Source organism: Vagococcus sp. QWL-13, from assembly GCF_058683555.1.
In genome coordinates, this window is sequence record NZ_CM178746.1 from 1,987,330 (window position 1) to 2,006,329 (window position 19,000).

General features: G+C 42.5%; 17 protein-coding genes and 1 pseudogene. 2 read left to right on the plus strand and 16 right to left on the minus strand.

The window, feature by feature from the left end:
- Window positions 1-4: 4 nt before the first annotated feature.
- From pknB to AC4PHI_RS09210, 11 genes and pseudogenes are all read right to left on the minus strand, one after another.
- A complete protein-coding gene (gene pknB, locus AC4PHI_RS09160) occupies window positions 5-1,837 on the minus strand; it encodes a Stk1 family PASTA domain-containing Ser/Thr kinase (RefSeq protein WP_492199609.1) in 1,833 nt (610 codons plus the stop codon).
- Window positions 1,830-2,585 (minus strand): Stp1/IreP family PP2C-type Ser/Thr phosphatase, encoded by a 756-nt coding sequence (locus AC4PHI_RS09165; RefSeq protein ID WP_492199610.1) that lies wholly within the window; start codon window positions 2,583-2,585, stop codon window positions 1,830-1,832. The genes pknB and AC4PHI_RS09165 overlap by 8 nt, the downstream gene beginning before the upstream one ends.
- 25 nt (window positions 2,586-2,610) lie before the next feature.
- Window positions 2,611-3,978, minus strand: coding sequence for a 16S rRNA (cytosine(967)-C(5))-methyltransferase RsmB (gene rsmB / locus AC4PHI_RS09170; RefSeq protein ID WP_492199611.1), 1,368 nt, complete (start codon window positions 3,976-3,978; stop codon window positions 2,611-2,613).
- Window positions 3,978-4,919: a methionyl-tRNA formyltransferase gene (fmt, locus tag AC4PHI_RS09175; protein ID WP_492199612.1), complete on the minus strand. Its 942-nt coding sequence runs from the start codon at window positions 4,917-4,919 to the stop codon at window positions 3,978-3,980. Before fmt ends, rsmB begins: the two co-directional genes overlap by 1 nt.
- The gene (gene def, locus AC4PHI_RS09180) at window positions 4,912-5,403 is read right to left on the minus strand and encodes a peptide deformylase (RefSeq protein ID WP_492199613.1); all 492 of its coding nucleotides are present in this window, start codon (window positions 5,401-5,403) and stop codon (window positions 4,912-4,914) included. The genes fmt and def overlap by 8 nt, the downstream gene beginning before the upstream one ends.
- A gap of 9 nt (window positions 5,404-5,412) precedes the next feature.
- Window positions 5,413-7,836 (minus strand): primosomal protein N', encoded by a 2,424-nt coding sequence (gene priA / locus AC4PHI_RS09185; protein WP_492199614.1) that lies wholly within the window; start codon window positions 7,834-7,836, stop codon window positions 5,413-5,415.
- Window positions 7,837-7,943: 107 nt separating this feature from the next.
- A complete protein-coding gene (gene rpoZ / locus AC4PHI_RS09190; protein WP_492199615.1) occupies window positions 7,944-8,243 on the minus strand; it encodes a DNA-directed RNA polymerase subunit omega in 300 nt (99 codons plus the stop codon).
- A gap of 3 nt (window positions 8,244-8,246) precedes the next feature.
- Window positions 8,247-8,861, minus strand: a complete 615-nt coding sequence (gmk, locus tag AC4PHI_RS09195; protein ID WP_492199616.1) for a guanylate kinase — start codon at window positions 8,859-8,861, stop codon at window positions 8,247-8,249.
- 105 nt (window positions 8,862-8,966) lie between these two features.
- Complete coding sequence (locus AC4PHI_RS09200; protein ID WP_492199617.1) at window positions 8,967-9,851, minus strand: YicC/YloC family endoribonuclease; 885 nt, start codon at window positions 9,849-9,851, stop codon at window positions 8,967-8,969.
- Between the two features lie 20 nt (window positions 9,852-9,871).
- On the minus strand, window positions 9,872-10,090 hold the full coding sequence (locus AC4PHI_RS09205) for a YdbC family protein (protein WP_492201573.1): 219 nt from the start codon (window positions 10,088-10,090) through the stop codon (window positions 9,872-9,874).
- A gap of 750 nt (window positions 10,091-10,840) precedes the next feature.
- Window positions 10,841-11,827, minus strand: a pseudogene (locus AC4PHI_RS09210) (patatin-like phospholipase family protein); the annotation flags it as partial.
- A 173-nt stretch (window positions 11,828-12,000) separates the two neighbouring features.
- On the opposite strand from AC4PHI_RS09210, the gene AC4PHI_RS09215 reads away from it, so the two are divergent.
- A complete protein-coding gene (locus tag AC4PHI_RS09215; protein WP_492199618.1) occupies window positions 12,001-12,363 on the plus strand; it encodes a hypothetical protein in 363 nt (120 codons plus the stop codon).
- 25 nt (window positions 12,364-12,388) lie between these two features.
- On the opposite strand, the gene acpS is transcribed toward AC4PHI_RS09215, so the two are convergent.
- From acpS to AC4PHI_RS09240, 5 genes are all read right to left on the minus strand, one after another.
- Window positions 12,389-12,742, minus strand: a complete 354-nt coding sequence (gene acpS / locus AC4PHI_RS09220) for a holo-ACP synthase (RefSeq protein WP_492199619.1) — start codon at window positions 12,740-12,742, stop codon at window positions 12,389-12,391.
- 182 nt (window positions 12,743-12,924) lie between these two features.
- Window positions 12,925-14,442: a degradosome RNA helicase CshA gene (cshA, locus tag AC4PHI_RS09225; protein ID WP_492199620.1), complete on the minus strand. Its 1,518-nt coding sequence runs from the start codon at window positions 14,440-14,442 to the stop codon at window positions 12,925-12,927.
- Between the two features lie 106 nt (window positions 14,443-14,548).
- Entirely contained in the window at window positions 14,549-15,934 is a 1,386-nt protein-coding gene (locus AC4PHI_RS09230) for a UDP-N-acetylmuramoyl-tripeptide--D-alanyl-D-alanine ligase (RefSeq protein ID WP_492199621.1), read from the minus strand.
- Between the two features lie 205 nt (window positions 15,935-16,139).
- Window positions 16,140-17,183 (minus strand): D-alanine--D-alanine ligase, encoded by a 1,044-nt coding sequence (locus AC4PHI_RS09235; protein ID WP_492199622.1) that lies wholly within the window; start codon window positions 17,181-17,183, stop codon window positions 16,140-16,142.
- 76 nt (window positions 17,184-17,259) lie between these two features.
- Window positions 17,260-18,024, minus strand: a complete 765-nt coding sequence (locus AC4PHI_RS09240; protein ID WP_492199623.1) for a hypothetical protein — start codon at window positions 18,022-18,024, stop codon at window positions 17,260-17,262.
- A 183-nt stretch (window positions 18,025-18,207) separates the two neighbouring features.
- Here AC4PHI_RS09240 and AC4PHI_RS09245 point away from each other — a divergent pair, with 183 nt between their 5' ends.
- Window positions 18,208-18,996, plus strand: coding sequence for a class A sortase (locus AC4PHI_RS09245; protein WP_492199624.1), 789 nt, complete (start codon window positions 18,208-18,210; stop codon window positions 18,994-18,996).
- Window positions 18,997-19,000: the final 4 nt, after the last annotated feature.

A 19,000-nucleotide genomic window follows, 5' to 3' on the forward strand; every position in this document is an offset into this window, starting at 1 on the left:
TCCTTTAATTCCCGCCTTCATTATCCCCAGTTTTATTATCAGAGTCATCGGCTCCGTTATCTGCAGGTTCCGGCTCAGGTTCTGGATCGGGTTTTGGTTCAGGTTCCTTAGTTTCTGGAGGATCAGGTACTGGCTCTGGGCCTGAAGAAATGATCAGGGCCACCATGTTGCCTTTCACAAGTACTACACCTGAACTCGGAGAAGTTCTAACAACTCTGCCGACAGGAACGGTGTCTGAGTGTACTTCCTGAATAGAATAAGTTAATCCATTGTCATTTATGTAGTCAATAGCATCCCCTTGAGACCAGCCCGTCAAATCTTTGAGAGTCACCTTTGTTTGTCCTTTGCTGACTTTCAAAGTAATTTCCCGATCTTTAGGAATTTTAGAACCGGCACCAGGCTCTTGAGAAAATACCCTGCCGGCGTCTACATCCCCATTTTCCTCTTCGATTTTTTCGATATTTTCCCGCTTGAATCCTAATTCTATCAAGTCACGTCTAGCTTCTTCAAACGTCATATTAAAATAATCGCCGACCACTGCCAAGTCTGGTCCTGTACTAACGATCAATGTGATTTCTTTGCCTTTTGCTACTTTGCTGTCAGCCACCGGATTGGTCTTGATGACATAGCCTTCATCTACAGTATCGCTAGGCTCCTCCTCGATTTCATCGGCTACTTTAAACCCTTTATTCTCTAATATTTGCCGCGCATCTTCCACAGATTTTCCTGATACGTCCGGCACAGCTTCTGACCGGGGGGCAAATATAAGGAAACCAACGACTGCCAAGATAACGACTCCGATACCCAGCACCCAAAATTTGGCACGATTCTTTTTCTTTTTAATTTTTTTGCCGTCTTCCTGATCTTCCTGCTTCTCCAAAGAATGCTCTGCAGGAGCAGGTGGCTGTTCCATCGCGTGAAACGCTTCAGGCATATCCCCCGCAGTGATTGGTGTCAGTACCTTAGTTTCTTCAATCATAGATTGAGGTTCAAATCTCGCTTCGTTCGCTCTGTCTGCCGAAAGGCTCGTTGCGATATCATTCGCCATCTCATCAGCGGAAACATAGCGGTCAGCAGCTTCTTTTGTCGTTGCCTTTAAGATGACATTTTCCAAAGCCTGTGGAATTGCCGGGTTGATTTCCCTGACCGAAGGAATTTCTGATTGAAAGTGTTTCAATGCAATCGACACGGCTGATTCGCCTTCAAATGGCACCGAGCCAGATAAAAGTTCATACAAAATGATTCCCAAAGCATAGATATCCGATTGACGGGTAGCCATGCTGCCCCTTGCTTGTTCGGGAGATAAATAGTGAACTGAGCCCAGCAGTGTGTTCGTCTGGGTCAGGGATGTTTCTGATAAGGCAATAGCGATCCCAAAGTCAGCGATTTTCACATTGCCGTCTTCATCCATCAAAATATTTTGCGGTTTTAAATCCCGGTGGATGATCCGGTGTTCATGGGCCAATGAGATGGCCGCAAGAATTTGGCGCATGATGATAACCACATTCTCCAAGGGAATCGGATAATTATGCTGAATATATTTTTTTAAATCTGTTCCTTTGACATACTCCATCACCAAATATTGTCTGCCGTCTTCTTCGCCTACATCATAGACGCCGACGATATTAGGATGGACTAATTCTGAAGATGCTAAAGCTTCACGCTGAAAGCGACGGATAGCTGCTTTGTCATCTAAAAAGTCAAAGCGTAATACTTTGACGGCCACATCACGGTCCAAAATCAGGTCATGAGCCAGAAAAACATTGGCCATTCCGCCGCTCCCGACATTTCCGATGACCTTATAACGGCCATTTATCATATCACCTATTTCAACCATGGGACTGTTCACCTGCTTTTCTTTCGTAATCTACCAGCAAAACAGTGATATTATCTCTGCCTCCAGCTTCATTTGCCTGCTTTATCAAAGTCTCAACTGCCTGTTTTAATTCATCAGTTTGCGAAATAATCGTCAGCATCATATCATCGGGGACCATATTACTCAATCCGTCGGAACAAAGTAATAATCTGTCTCCTTCCAATAGTTCAAAACTAGTGACATCAATTTCAACAGTGCCCGGAATTCCCAAAGAACGCACCAGGACATTTTTTCTTGGATGGGTCATCGCCATTTCTTCCGTGATTTCTCCAGTTTTGACCAGTTCATTCACTAAAGAGTGGTCCTCTGTTACTTGCTTGATGGTGTCTTCGCGGATCAAATAGGAACGGCTGTCTCCCACATTGGCCAACACAACGGTAGCTCCTAACAGAACGGCCGCAACAATCGTTGTCCCCATCCCTGTCTGTCCGGGGTTGTCTTGACCCTCTTCGAAGATTTTTTCATTCAGGCGCTGGATATTTTCCAACAGCCACTTAACGACATCTTCTTGATCAGTCAAATTTGTTTCCCGCCAAATATTTCCCAAATCTGACACAGTCAGCTGACTGGCAATATCTCCTGCCTGATGACCTCCCATTCCGTCAGCAACAATTGCTAGACGAACCTGTTCTCGGTTGAAAAAAATACCGACTGAATCTTGATTGGTCGTTCTTCTTTTTCCTACATCTGTTTGAAACTCGATTTTCATTTTACACCTCTTACTTTACAGTTGCCTACCTGCGACGTTGAATATTACAGATAAAAAAGCCATCCGTACCGTACTCATGGGGATACAAAGTTACATAGAGATTGTCTCCCTTTGCAAATTGTTTTGCACCTTTCACTGCGACCATTTCAAATTCCGGATGGTTTGCAAGAAAGGCTTGGATTACTTTTTCATTTTCTTCCGGTAAGATTGTACAAGTACTATATGATATTATACCCCATTGTTTTACCTTTTTGGCAACACTTTCTAAAATTTCAAGCTGAATTTGAGGCAATTTTTCAAAATCAGCCGGAGTTTTACTATATTTGATATCAGGTTTCCGCCTCAAGAGTCCCAGTCCGGAACAAGGAGCATCTACTAAAATTCTGTCAAAACTCTCATCAGGAAAAGTTTCTCCTGCTTTTCTGGCATCGAGTTCCCTTACTTCCACCACATCAGCAACCTTCTGCCGCTGGCTGTTTTCCCGGATCAGTTTTGTTTTGTGGGAATGAATGTCCAAGGCAATAACTTTTCCGCCTTTTTCTGCACCAAGATATTGAGCGATATGAGTCGTCTTGCCGCCTGGCGCTGCACAAGCATCCAGCACTAAATGATTTTGCTGGATGTCCAAGCCAGGGGCCACAAGCATCGAGCTTTCATCTTGAATCGCCATTGCTCCCTTTTGAAACAACTGACTGCCAGCTAAAAATCCGCTTTTTCCCACAACACCGAAAGGAGACAGTTTGCTGGCTGAAACATCGTAGCCTTCCTGAATCAATATTGCCAAACCTTCCTGACGAGTCAGCTGTTTTTGGTTAATACGGCCGCTGACCCGGCTGGGCTGGAACAGAGATTGCCCCAACTTGACCGTTTCTTCTTCGCCTAAAATCTCTATCAGCTTGTCGACCAGCCAGACTGGCAAACTCAGTTCAACGGATAATCGTTCACTTTTATTTTTAATCTTCTCAGTTGACGGCAACGAACTTCTTAAAAACGTCCGCAAGACACCGTTGATAAATTTTCCGATACCTGGATTGCCGTACGCCTTGCCGATTTCTACGGCATCATTGACAATGGCGTGTTCGGGCACCCGATCTAAAAAACAAAGCTGGTAAAGGGAGAGCAACAATAACTGCTTTACCCAAGGATCGATTTTTTTGGCTTTCTTGATGAAAGGCTGCAGGTAATATTCTAAAGTTAATTTGCGGCTGATTGTACCGTACACGATTTCTGTCATCAACCGGGCATCCTTTGCACTTAGCTTCCCGTCCCTTATCCCCTGATCGATTAGTAAATTAGAATAGGCTTGTTTTTCTGATACCTTGACGAGCAGCTGCATCGCAACAAAACGCGGGTTATGTTTGATAGGTGAATCGATTCTTTTCTTTTTAGCCATTAAACCAACTTCTCCCCAATCGTCAACTTTCGTCCCACTCCGTTCAGAAATTCTTGTGCCGTAAGCACACCTTTGCCTGCCGGCTGCAGCTCTAAAATATCATAGACGGTATTATCCCCCGCTGCCACACTAAGGCTGTCTTTCGACAAAGCAATGATTTCACCGGGACGACTAGATGTTTGTTCATCACTAGCTCTTCCGGCAAAAATTTTCCAGCGTTGACCCTCATAAGTTGTGTAGGCAACAGGCCATGGATGCATCCCTCTCACCTGACAGTCAACCTCTCGGGCAGTCTTTTCCCAGTTGATTTTTTCATCTTCCCGGGAAATATTAGGGGCATAGGTTGCTTGAGCCTCATCTTGAGGAATCGGCGTGATCTTCTGCTCAAAAATCAGCGGCAGCGTGTCCAAAAGCAGTTCTTTCCCCACTAAACTCAACTTATCAAACATTGTCCCTACATTATCTGTCGTTTCAATGGGCACGACTTTTTGAGTCAAAATATCGCCGGCATCCATTTGCCGGACCATTCGCATGATTGTTACCCCTGTTTCCTTTTCTCCATTGATAATGGCGTAGTGAACTGGTGCACCTCCGCGATACTTAGGTAAAAGAGAAGCATGGACATTGACCGAACCGAAAGTTGGTGCATGAAGCAATTTTTCAGGCAAAAATTGCCCAAAAGCGGCGGTGACAATCAAGTCAGGGGCCAGCTCCAAAACCCGGTCCATCTCTTCCGAACCGGATAATTTTTCCGGCTGTAAAACTTCTATGCCGTGTTTTAATGCGGCTTCCTTGACTGGCGGCTGAGTCAATATTTTTTTTCTGCCTACAGGACGGTCAGGTTGAGTCACTACTGCCAGTATCTCATACCCTTGAGAAATCAATCCTTCTAAAATAGGGACTGAAAAAGATGGTGTCCCCATAAAAACTATTTTAGTCATCTTGTTTTTCCTCCATGTATTTTTCTGCCTCGTCACGTGTCAAGCGCCGGATTATCTGGTCAATAAACACTTTGCCATTGAGATGATCAACTTCATGTTGGATGATCCTCGCCAAATAATCTTCGGCTTCCATCTCATATTCTAATCCTTGCCGGTCAAAATAACGCAGCACGATTTTTTCGGCACGGGAAACTGTTCCGTACCAATCTGGGATACTGAGACAGGCTTCCACGTCTATTGTCTCTCCCTCCTGCTCGGTAATAATCGGGTTGATCAATTCCAAAACTTCTTCTTCATCAAGTTGGATTACAGCGACTTGCAATCTTTTCCCGATTTGCGGTGCCGCCAGTCCCACACCATCATGCGCTCTCATCGTCTCCTGCATATTGTCCAGCATATCGATCAGTTGGTCAGTGATTTCCGTGACTTCCTCAACGACTGATGTGAGAAGTTTGTCAGGATATAAAATTATTGGATAAATCATTTTTCTCCTCTAGATAAAATTCAACGGCTCCATGTCGATTACTAACTTCAGGCCTCGTTGAATTTCCTGTTGACTTTCATTTAGTATTTTTTTCAAAAAGGTCATTAACCCTGATTCAAATTTATATTTGATCACTATTTGATAAAAATAGCGATTGTTTACCCTCATCACCGCTTTAGGTGTCGGTCCTAAAACGATTGTCTTGTCGGAAACTGCTTGAACCAGCTGTTCCGCAATCTCATACATTTTTTTTGCCACAACAACTTCTTCTTCGTGGCTGCCGACGATTTGGACCGTAAAGAAAAACGGCGGATAATTCCCCTGATGTCTTGCCATCATCTCGGTTTGATAAAACGTTTCATAATCGTGTTTCTCGGCTAATTGGATTGCATAATGCTCCGGATTAAATGTTTGGATCAACACCTCTCCCGGTTTTTCTCCCCGACCGGCACGACCGCTGACTTGCGTCAACAGCTGAAAAGTTTTCTCGCTGGAACGGAAATCCGGCAGATTCAAAGCTGTATCAGCATTGAGCACTCCTACAAGAGTAACCTCTGGAAAATCCAATCCTTTAGCAATCATCTGGGTTCCTAATAAGATTGAGGCTTCTTTTCTCCCAAAAGCATCTAGCAATCGTTCATGTGCACCTTTTTTTCTCGTAGTGTCCACGTCCATCCGAATGATGCCCGTATCTGGAAATAACGTCTTCAGTTCTTCCTCTACTTTTTGTGTCCCCGTGCCATAATAGCGTATTTTATTGCTACGGCACTCAGGACAGATTTTAGGAATCCTTTCTTCATGACCGCAATAATGACATTTCATCGCGTAGCTGTCCATGTGCAATGTCAATGATATATCACAGTTGGGGCAGGTGTGGACATATCCGCAATCCCGGCACATGACAAAGGAGGAGTAGCCTCTGCGGTTCAGCAGTAAAACGATTTGCTCTTCCCGCGATAATTTTTCTTTCATGCGTTCTAATAGTTGGGGAGAAAAAGTCTGCATTTTCCCTTTAGCAACGACTCGGCGCATGTCAATCACCGTAGTATCAGGCAACTCCGCTTCTGAAGAGGCCCGCTTGGTCAATCGCAAATGATGATATACTTTTTTTTGTGCACGAGCTCTTGATTCCAAAGAGGGCGTGGCACTTCCTAAAACGACAGGGCAGCCATGATACTTTCCCCGCCAAATCGCGATATCTCTGGCATGGTATCTCGGACTTTCCTCTTGCTTATAACTGCCTTCATGTTCCTCGTCAATCACGATAATACCGATATTTTTTAAAGGGGCAAAAATTGCTGAGCGTGCCCCTACTACTACATGAGCCTGTTGTTTTTCTATCTTCCGCCATTCATCATAACGCTCACCTTCTGATAAACCGCTATGCAGCACGGCTACCTCTTCGCCAAAACGTTCTTTGAAACGTCTGACAGTTTGCGGTGTGAGGGAAATTTCGGGAACAAGAAGAATTCCTGTTTTCCCTTGAGCCAAAGCATGGGCGATTGCTTGAAGATATACTTCTGTTTTACCGCTGCCTGTGATTCCCTGAAGCAAAAAGGTTGTTGCCTGATGGTTGTCCATCCCATGAATCATTGCATCGCAGGCTGTCTGCTGTTCATCATTCAGTTTTTCAGCTGATGTTTTTTTGAATTCGTGGTGAGCATAGGGGTCCCGCTGAACTTCTATATCAACAATTTCTAACCATTTTTTTTCTGCCCCGCTACGAATTGCTCCAGGAGTCAGCCCGTATTTTTCTCGGGCCTCCTGATAAAGCATTTTTTCACCTTGAAGAGTTTGAAGAACTGTCAGGAGAGCGTGCTGCTGATGGGCATTAGGTCTGATACCTGCTCTTACTTCTTCTGCTTGCTCAAAGTCCAGCAAAGAAACAAAACCTTTTTTAGTTTTTACTTTGTTGCGTTTTAAGACCTCGTAACGAACGTCTATTTTATCTTCATTTCTCAGTCTGGTCAACAAAGGCAGATGCCCCTGTGCTTCGGCCTCTGTCCAGCTGATTTCATTCAATCCTTTAAACACGTCAAATTGAATTTCCTCTGAGACCTCATCGACTAAGACTAAATATTTTTCATAAGTGGTTTTCATCACACTGGGAAGCATGGTCTGCAAACAGGTGATTTTAAAAGACATGGTCGTCTGACTCATCTCTTCTGCTAGCGCCAGCATTTCCTGATCCAGTACCGGTGAGAGATCCATCACACGTTCGATAGATTTTAACTCAAATCCCTGATTTTTTTCATCTGCACTCCTGATGCCTATGACAAACCCTTGGACTTTCCGATTACTGTTGCCGAAAGGAACGACCACACGCATTCCTGCTTGAATCACTTGCTGCAAATCAGGAGGAATGCGATAGGTGAAGGGTATATCTGTCTGCATGGTAGGCACATCCACAATTACTTCTGCTACATCCGTCATTTCCTCCGTCCTTTCTTTTTACACATTTTCATTTTACTAAAAAAAACAGCGTTTGTCTTCTAAACGAAAGAAAACAGAACAAACTCTCCGTTTGCTCTGTTCAAAGTTTATCTTTCTTCTCTAAGTTTTGCTTCTAATTCTGCACGCTCGCGATTTTTTTCAGCCAATCGCTGTTCTTCCTTCTGGCGGATCAATGCCCGTTTTAATTCTGGATTAGGGTCTATCACAACGTCTCCGTCAACGATTTCTTCCAGAGCCTGTCCTACACGCTTCACAGAATAAAAATCTTCCTTCATCGGAGTCGCCCCTGCTTCCAACTCATGGGCTCTCTTGCTGGCTAAAATCACCAGCGAATATTTAGAATCGATTTTCTCCAACAGAGCATCGATCGATGGTTTCAACATCATAAACTACCACTCCTTTATCATTTCTTCATATCTAGCTAATACATTGGCGATCCGGCAATGTTCACTTTCAATAATACAGCGGATCTTGCTGACTGCCGAGTCAATCTGATCGTTCACCACAGCGTAATCGTAATGGCTCATCATTTCTATTTCCTGCTGGGAGACTTTCATCCGTTCTTCGATTACCGACAAATCATCCGTCCCGCGATTGACGATGCGTGATTTCAGTTCTTTCAAATCAGGGGGAGTTAAAAAAATAAAAATACCATCTGGTACTTTTTCTTTGACTTTCATTGCTCCCTGAACTTCTATCTCCAAGAAAACGTCATGGCCATCCGCCAGCGTTTTATTGACATAGTCCAAAGGCGTCCCATAATAATTTCCAACATATTCAGCATATTCCAGCATCTTGCCTTCTGCAATCAGCGTTTCGAACTCCTCTTTCGTACGGAAAAAATAATCAACGCCTTCTATTTCTCCTTCACGCTTGTTCCGCGTCGTCATAGATACTGAATATTTTAAACCGATCCCTTCTGATTCAAACAGTGCTTTTCGAACTGTTCCTTTACCAACACCAGATGGGCCGGACAATATGAATAATAACCCTTTTTCCGGCATGCTGTCTTCCCTTTCACTTTTCAATTACTTGTCTTACCATACTACGCTATATTCCAATTGACTGCAAGGGTTATGATAAAATTTTTATCTTTCTGTGTCCACTGTCTACTCCACGTTTTGGGTCTGTTCTCTGATTTTTTCGAGAATCGTCTTCATTTGAACCACAGCATTTTTAATAGACATATTTGTCGATTTTGACCCGATCGTATTTACTTCACGATTCATTTCCTGAAGCAGAAAATCCAGCTCCCGACCTACAGGGGTTGTTTTTTCCAACAATTCCATCACTTTTTGCTGATGGATGTTCAAACGATCCAATTCTTCATGAATATCTCCCCGGTCGATCAAAAGTGTGATTTCTGTCAACAACCGCTGTTCATCATAGTTATGACCAACTTCTGTCATCAGTTTGTTTTCCAATCTTAAACGGTAATCTTCCTCAATTTCTGGTGTCATCTCACTGACATTCTTCACCTGACGGGAAAAATCTTGGAAATACTCAACTAGAACCTGACATATCTCCTCCCCTTCTTTTTGGCGGGAGGCATCAAGCTGTTCCACTGCAGCTTCGAAAGCTTCCTTCAGGTAATCCATCAAATCTTCTGTCAGCGCCCGGTTCTCAACAATTTCAAAAAAGTCTTCACGGTTGGTAATCCCTGAAAGCAGTTGTCCCGGATCGAAAGCAGTCTCCTTGTAGCGAGCCTCCTTTGCCTGCCACAGTTGTGCAACGATGTCATCCAACAATCCCCATTGGATTTGGACACTTTTCTGATCTTCCCTCTGATTGAGAAAATAAATCGAACACTCTACTCTGCCGCGCTGGATTTTTTTATTAAGCATATTTTTTAATTGATGTTCAAACTGTTGAAACTCCCGTGGCATCCGGAACTGGCAATCCAGAAATCGGTTGTTGACCGACTTAAGCTCAATTTCTAAATGATAGCCGTCCTTTACCAGCTGACTTTTTCCAAAACCAGTCATACTTTTCATATCGACAGGGCCCCCCTTTTCTACATTTTAAGCATTGCTTGTTTTAAAGCTTCGAATTCTTCGTTGGATAATGTGATGCCTTTCCCCATTTTTCCGTGGTCAGGAGCCCAATCCCGCAGATCAAACTTAGCCGGGCGGTCATTCCAGCTGACTAAATTCAATTCTTTGCGCCAGCCTTTGGCATTTTCCGACAACACCGCGATTTCTTCAACAATCTCAAATTTAAATTCTTGTGCCAATTCTTCCACTTTCCTTTCTTTAATCAAACAACTTAACATTTGTGCCATCAGCATTGCTGCCGGATGAAGTTTCATCCCGATTTTCCATACCTCTGTCGTAATCCGGTCATCCAGAAAAAATTGCAGAAGTAAATACAGCAAAGATTCATCCCCGATCACTGGCGTTTTATCCAAGTATTTTTGAATCCATTCCAAGGGAGACAACAGTATGTCTTCATGAAATATTTCTGCCTCATCATAGGAATACTGTCCTTCGTAGGCTTTTAAAATCCCCTGAATAAATGACTCCAGTGTATAACATTTAGTAGGCGAAAGATCGAAAGCTTCCCCCAGCAGCTCTAAAACGGCAAACAACCATGTATGAACGGATACCCTGTCATGGTATAGTTTACGAATTTTTTCGCTGACTTCATCGATAAAATCATAAGAGAGAATTTTTATTTGTTCAGGTGTCAGTACTTTTTTCATCAATAAACGATTATAGCGTACTGCCGACCCCTTTTTGGCTGAGTCACTGAACGTATACCAGCTGCCAAAATACTCTCCCAACATTTTTTTAGTTTCAAGGTAACCCAGTTGAATATTCCATTGGGACCGCCCGCTGTCAAACAAAAGGACGGTGCCAAGCGGCCAGCGGCTCTTCAACAAATAAACGGCGGTTTCCGGCGGGATAAATGTATTTTTGGAAAACCCCGGACCGGAAATATCAGCGATAATCAATTCAGTTGCTCCTTGATTAAGTGCCACATCAACAGGAACATTATTCCGATAACCTCCGTCAACATAAAATTCCCCATCAATTTCAGTTGCTTCCATCGCCGGGAAGAACGATGCAGAAGCCAACAGCCAATCGATCAGCTGGGTTTCCGGCATCTGTTTCAAGTCTATTACTACTTCAACTAAATTTTGCATTTTAGTCGTACATAAAAACAATTTTTTTTCAGAAGCAAGCAGCTGCTTAGGGTTCAGCAGTTGACCAATCAACTCTCTTAAAGGCTTGCTGCTTACACCTTTATTTGTTAAAGCCGAAAAAGCAAAATTTTGCATTTCCTCCAATAATCTGTCCGGCGAACGAATAGCGCTGCTCTCCTTGGCAGGAAAGTCTAAAATTTTTCTGGTTTCAATTTTTTGCCACATATCCTGTGCCGCCGCCAAGTCTCCCTGTAAAATCAAACCGCCATTCAAGGCACCCACGGAGGTCCCTGAGATTATCTGAAAGTCGACCCCATGCTCCATCAGCCCTTGCCAGACGCCAATCTGATATGCACCTTTGGCTCCTCCCCCAGCCAACACCAATGCTGTATGATAGGTCAACACACTTGTATAGTCAAACCCTTGTTTTTCAAAACCATTTCTTTGCAACAACTCATCCACATAGTGATTTTCTTTCAGCAAAGAAAGCTGTACACTAGTCATGAACTGTCTTTTGACACAATTGATCAGCAAATCTAAAACATTTTGAACGCTCAGCTTTTCCTGTCTTCTTACCAGAACACTGGTGACTTGAGCAGATGTCTGGTGGGTTTCGATGCAAAAAGCCGCCTGAATTTGATTGTTTTTGATCATCAGACAATGGGAAGCTTTATCGTCAGCATGGTGAAAGTAGGCATCCAGCCAATTTTTCCGGCTTCTTTCCAATGATTCTTCCAATGGCAATAAAAAGGCTGTCTGTTCTAAAAAACTTAAAAACTCCCCTACAGTCGACTGATAAAGGGGGATCATTTCATAAGATTTCATCTCATCACTTCCTTTGATTTGGCCGTCATCATTCTTTACTGGACAGCAATCAGGTATTCAAATCCTTGGCCTTTGCTTATCTATGCGGAAACTTTCAAAAAATTGAAATGTTGCTTTGTCTTTGTGTTTTTTGTATAATGGTAACACATGATGAAAGATTGGAGGGAATCTCTATGGAAAATAAAAACAAACGCAATCCGATGAAAAATTTCACAAAAATCATTTCCGATTCTTCCCAGAGGTTTTTGGCTTCCTTTCTTGATGATTCTCTAGCGCAGAAGAAAGAGAAGGAAAAGAAAAAAACTCTCATTCAGCAGGCAATCTCGCAAAACAATATGGTTGTATTGCAAATTGTTTTAGATGAGCACCCGAACGGCCCCTTTGAAACCCTTTATGGCAAGGTCAGGGAAAACAAGAATAACTCCGATGTGGTGGTTCTCGTTTCAAAAGATACAAACGAAATCAAAATGATTCCCATTGATCAAATAAAAAAAGTTAGTATCATGGGACATTCACATAAGAAAATGGCAAAATAAGTCGAAATTCTTTCGGCTTATTTTTTTACTCTTCTAAAACGATTTGCCCCACTGCCACTAAGTCCGAATGGGAAATGGATACATGGACTTTCCCTTTAAAAGGGGATTGAGTGACTACCGGCTTGCCATTGGGTTCATTTAAAATTTCGATATCTTGCAATCCCAAAGTGCCGATGCCTGTGCCCCATGCCTTGGAAAAAGCCTCTTTACAGGCAAATCTCCCTGCAAAAAATTCTGCCCGCCGATTCTCGCTGAGTGCTTCAAACAATGCCAGTTCTTTTGGGGTCAATACCCGGTTAACAAAAGCCGGCTTCGTCTGAATGATTTTTTTTATACGGGAAATATCTGTCACATCAATCCCGATGCCGTAGATACTCATTGGTCTTCACTTCCAAAAAAATATTTCTTAAGTCAACTAAGCAGAAAACAGGAGATGCTTTTCTGTCTTTGGTTGCTGATTTTTTATCAGCTGCTCTGTGTCAAGGATACCATTTTCAAAATAATTATCCTAGTAAAAAAAAAATTAAACAGGAGAACACTCCCATTTAATTGTTTTTTGTTTTATTTATGACTAGTACGGATCACAAAATCACGTTTGCTTTTGTTACTGCGTTTTTTGCTGTTCCAGTCTTTACGTTTGTTTTTATTGCTTCCTTGAAAATCACGGTCACGTCGCTCGTTACGACGAGAACCGCCTCCGCCTCCTCGGCGGTCATTGCTTCTCTTGCCTTTTTGTTTTCCGCTGTTTCGACGGGTAGCCGGCAAAGGTCTTTCAGGAGTGATTCTTACAGGAACTTCAGACGCATCTTCTTTGGTCACTGATTTGATTAGCAGTGCTACTAAATCTTCCGCAGAATATTGGGTCAAAAGTTCACTAGCTGTTGCCTGATAAACGTCCAAGCTATTTTTTTCCAAATCTTCCTGAATTTGCTCCACGGCTGTACCGATTTGCCCTTGAAAGGCCTCTCTTTGCGTCGGTGGACGCAGGGGAGACATTCTTTTCTTAGTAAGCTCTTCAATAACGTGAAGATAACCCATCTCGTTAGGCGTAACAAAAGTGACCGACATACCGTCTGCACCTGCTCGTCCTGTCCGACCGATTCGGTGGACATAACTTTCCGGATCTTGAGGAATGTCATAGTTGATGACGTGGGTCACCCCGGAAATATCCAGTCCCCGAGCCGCAACATCTGTCGCTACCAACACGTCAATCTTATTGGATTTAAAAGCACGCAGCACACTCATTCTTTTTTGTTGTGTCAAATCTCCATGAATGCCTTCTGCCTTATACCCCCGTGCTTCCAATCCTCTGGCCAGCTCGTCCACACGGCGTTTTGTACGTGCAAAAACAATCGTCAATTCCGGTGATTGAACATCAAAAAAGCGTGTCATCACATCGAATTTCTCAAAATCTTTACAACGAACATAATATTGATCAATCAAACTGGCAGTCATTTCTTTAGCCTTGATTGTAATATGTTCCGGTTTTTTCATAAATTTAACGCCGATATCTTTGATACTTTTCGGCATTGTGGCAGAAAATAACAATGTCTGACGCTCTTTAGGGGTTTCAGCAATAATTTTTTCGATATCTTCAAGAAAACCCATGTTCAGCATCTCGTCTGCTTCATCCAGTACCAATGTATCTATTTTATTCAAACGCAATGTTTTACGTTGAATATGATCAATCAAACGTCCGGGAGTTCCCACAACGATATGAGGGTTCTCTTTCAAGCTGCGGATTTGACGGCCGATGTCTGCTCCACCGTAAACGACCTGCACACGAACTTTCTTTTCTTTTCCAAGTCTGAATAGTTCCTCTTGAGTTTGAATAGCCAGTTCCCTTGTAGGTGCCACGACCAGTCCTTGCGTTTCTTTTTTACTAATATCTATTTTTTGAATCATCGGTAAACCGAAAGCTGCTGTCTTACCTGTCCCAGTCTGCGCTTGCCCGATAACATCTCTTCCTTCCAAAGCTAAAGGGATTGTCCCTTCTTGGATGGGGGTGGCTTCTTCAAAACCAATTCTCTCAACTGCAAGCAGCAGTTCGGGTGCTAGACCTAAATCTTTAAACTTCAAATAATATCCTCCTAAGTAGTTTTATCTATTATTTACATACAAAATCATTCTTATCAGTGTCCACATCTCTATAATACTAGCATATAATACGTTTTGTTACAAACCTTTAGTTTTGTTTTCTTGAAATTTCCTCAACAATTTCTGCAAGTTTCATACTATTGCTGCCTTTAAATAAAATCATATCCTGGGGCTGGAGCACTTCTTTGATTTTTTCTATCAGAGCGTCCCGTTCCTCAAGAGAAAAATAAAAATAGTCCAGCTCTTTTTTTTCTATCAATGCGTCAGCCAAATGCTCCATCCACTGCCCATACAATAAAACCACATCGATGGTGTTAGGATCAATAAAATCAGTCATTTGGCGATGCATGGCAGCCGAATCTGTCCCCAGTTCGCCCATATCCGCTAAAACTGCAATTCTTTTCCCGCCGGACCCTAAATCGATTTGACTAAATGTTTGCAGCACCAAACTCATAGCCGTCGGATTGGCATTATACGCATCGTTTAGAATGTCTGCACCATTCCATGCTTTTTTCCATTCTGCCCGGCTGTGGGTCAGTTGGAGTGTTTCCAAACCTGCATGAATCTCGTCTTGCGATAATCCGAAATGTTCGCCCACAGCAATGGCGATTAAAGCATTGTTCACATTGTAATCACCTACAACTGGAATCGTAAACTCTCTTTCGGCAAAATGATTCGTCACAAAAGTGATAGTGTTTTTGGTGCGGGCAACAATTTCAGCCCTTACATCTTCCGTTCCCTTCTGACCGAAAGTTACAATTTTCTGTGACAGATTTTTTGTTAAACTTTTCAGCAGAGGCTCTTCCCCGGGAATAATCAGTTCACCATGAGGCGCCAGGCCTTCGGTGATCTCCATCTTCGCTTCGGCAACTCCTTGGCGGGAGCCTAAATATTCTAAATGAGACTCGCCGATAATCGTGATGGCGGCAACTTCAGGTTCTGCAAGTAAAGATAAGGGCCGGATTTCATCTTTATGGTTCATCCCCATCTCCAAAACCAGCGCTTCTGTCTCAGAAGGCATGTGCAAAATAGTATAGGGCAGACCGATTTCATTATTAAAATTCCCTTGGGTCTTGTAAGTCTTAAATTTTTGGTTCAGCACGCTGGCCACCATGTCTTTTGTGGTCGTCTTGCCGTTGCTTCCCGTGATGCCTATCACTCTTGGAGCAATTTTTTTCACAAAATAGTGTGCCAAATCCTGCATGGCTTGCAAACAATCGTCTACAATCAGCAGAGGAAAGTTTTCCGGCTTGGGCAAAGGATTTCCATCTTCCCAAAAACTGACACTGGCACCATTTCCGATGGCCGAATCAATAAACTCATGACCGTCTCTTGTTCCTTTCAAAGGAACGAACAAACTATTTTTCACGATTTTTCGCGTATCAAATTCCACACTTTTAATGATAACCTCTGACCATTGACTGTAATTATTTTTAGCCTTCACGACTTCAGCTACTTCTATTAAAGTAAACATTTTCCCGCCTCTTTCTCTAATCGCTCTTCTTTCAAAAGAAAAGGAGCTGAGACGCTTGCCATCATCAACCCCCCAATAACACTTAAAAATAACTAGACAGAAGTCTTCTTCAAAAAAAGCTGGCCCTCACTGATTCAAAATAAACTTTTCAGGAACTGCCGGCTTACTTTCTGAATATCATCACTTCTGTCTCAATCAACTATTCTTATTCATGAATAAATTGTTGTTTCTCTTTATGGCGCATCAATGCTAATTGAATCAACTCTTCGATCAAATCCCCATACTTTAAGCCCATCTCTTGCCAAAGCAGCGGGTACATACTGAACGGCGTAAAGCCGGGCATGGTATTCAACTCATTTAAAAACAATTCGTTATTATTGGTCAAAAAGAAGTCGCATCGGCTCAAACCGCTGCAATCTAAAGCAACGTAGGCTTTTTGGGCTAGTTCCCTAGCCTTGTCTTGAATTTTTTCAGGAATCTCTGCCGGGATTTGCAGCGTTACCTGATTGTCAAGATATTTTGACTCGTAGTCATAAAATGCCACATCTTTCACGATTTCACCAGGCACTGTGGTCCGGACTTCATCGTTGCCCAACACGCCTACTTCGATTTCTCTGGCATCGATACCTTGCTCAACAACCACACGACGGTCATACTGAAAAGCCAGTTCGATGGCTGTCTGCAATTCTTCCCTAGTCTCTGCTCTATTGATTCCCACACTTGAACCCATATTGGCAGGCTTGACAAACATGGGATAAACTAAAGACCCTTCGCAATAATCAAAAACCTCTTCTTGACTCTTTTTCCACTCGCCCTTGGCAACGGCGACGTATGGAACTTGGGGGATTCCGATCTGCTGCAATACGTGCTTGGTCATGATTTTATCCATCGCACAAGCGCTGGACAAGACACCCGTCCCCACATATGGCATGTTGATGGTTTCCAAAAGTCCTTGAATCGTCCCGTCTTCCCCATTAGGTCCGTGTAAAATCGGAAAAACTACTGCGTCTTCCTCTTCAATATCCCCGACTTTGATTTTTGTTGCTGTCTCTTCGGTTAAGTGAAGAACTTTCTCATCTGCCGGCGCCTCGGTCAACAACGGTCCTTTCAGCCAAGTGCCTCCTTTAGTGATGTACACTAACTGCACTTGATAGTATTCAAAATAAAAAGCTTGAAGCATTGAGTAAGCTGACAGAATTGAAATCTCATGTTCAGCACTCTTTCCACCATACAAGGCAACAATCTTCATATTTCTCCCCTCAATTCTACAAAACTGTCTTCATTATAGCAATTTTCAGCAGAAAAAAACAAGCCTAAATCCATTATTAGACTTGTTTAGAACCGTATAGCAAACCTACGTCCTCATATTCCATAGTCCATGTCTGATTCTGCTGGGAATAAATCAGGGTCAAAATCTTTTCGTCTCTTTCAGTAGCTGTTTTGATTTTATCCTCCGTAATGTACACTGGCACGGAATACAGCTCATCAATCAAATCTTTTTGAGAAAAGTCAAAAACTACCCCTTCTTGAAGAACCATTTTGGCTTCTTTCAACAACGTCAAGTCAACTGTTGGTATAGCTAGTTTCTGCTGAAAAAATAACCTTCGATGGTTAAGCTGGGTTTCAACTTGTCTTTCGATCGTCCGCTGCAATACAAGAAAGAATTCATCTAAATGTCGATAGTAAACTTTGCCGTATTCATCCTCCCGGCCAAAGAAAACAAAATTATTTTGTAATTTATAGAAAAATGGCGAATGAAGATGGGTTCTCATATGCGCAAAATACAGCAATTCTGAAATTTCAATCGGGGTCAGCTGTCTCAGCAAGTCAATACTTTTGAAGTCGATCCACTTTAGACCACTTCCATTGCCCATGGTGCCGTTAAAAAATTGACGGATCGTCTGCTCGCCGCGAATCATCCGCAAACCTGTAGAAGGCTCAAACTCTCCGACAGACGGTTCAGCAGATAACAACAGAATGTTTTGCGGAAATGAAGTGATGGCTTCTTGAAAATCTACAAGTGACATTCCTTTTGACATCACTGAATTAGAGATCGTATCTAAATGAACATACACTTGAGTCGATTTCACTGTGTTCACCCCTTTAACTTTTTACCATGTATTCTATTCTACATCATTTTCAAAAAAAAGGCAGAACTGCAACTTTAAATTTAGGTTACATTCCAAGGTTTGGAAATACTATTGTAACAATTATAATTCACTTCCAATGCTATTTTCATTTTTTTATGTTATTATAATCAAAAAAGAAAAGGGGTGAGGGGGATCGGCAAAAAGAAAAATAGACCAGTCCTTCATGAAGGACGAGTCGCCAGAAGGAAAAAACCGAATAAAGTAAAAAACTTCTTTATTAATTTGTTTCTCTTCCTATTGCTGATCGTTGGATTAGCGTTGATATTCAACAAACAGATACAATCCTTCCTGCTGAACCAGCTGTTGGATAAAAACCGGGTGGAAAATGTTTCGAGAAACGATATCGAAGCCAATATGAAAAAAAGTGCGACTTTTGATTTTGATGCGGTGGAATCCGCTGATTTTGAATCAGTCTTAAAAGGTCGTCTCAATAACGACAATATGTATGTGGTCGGCGGTATCGCGATTCCGGAAGTCAGCATCAATCTGCCTGTTTACAAAGGTCTTTCACCAAATGCGATTACATTCGGTGCAGGAACGATGAAAGAAGAGCAAAAGATGGGTGAAGGAAATTACGCTTTGGCGAGCCACCACATGATTGATCCGAAGATTTTATTTGGTCCTTTGGTCCACATTGAACTGGGCCATACTATTTTTTTAACAGACTTAGCCCACATCTATGAATATACGGTCACCTTCAAAGAATACGTCGCCCCTACCCGGGTTGATTTGATTGATGATGTGGAAGGCAAAGCATTGGTGACTTTGATTACTTGTGATTACACAGGGGAAAACCGCATCGCTGTGCAAGGTGAACTCGTCAAAAAAGTCCCTGTTAAAGAAGCCACAAAAAAAATGCAGAAAGCTTTTAATTTAGAAGAAAATCTAATCGAAGGAACTATCATAAATTAGGGTG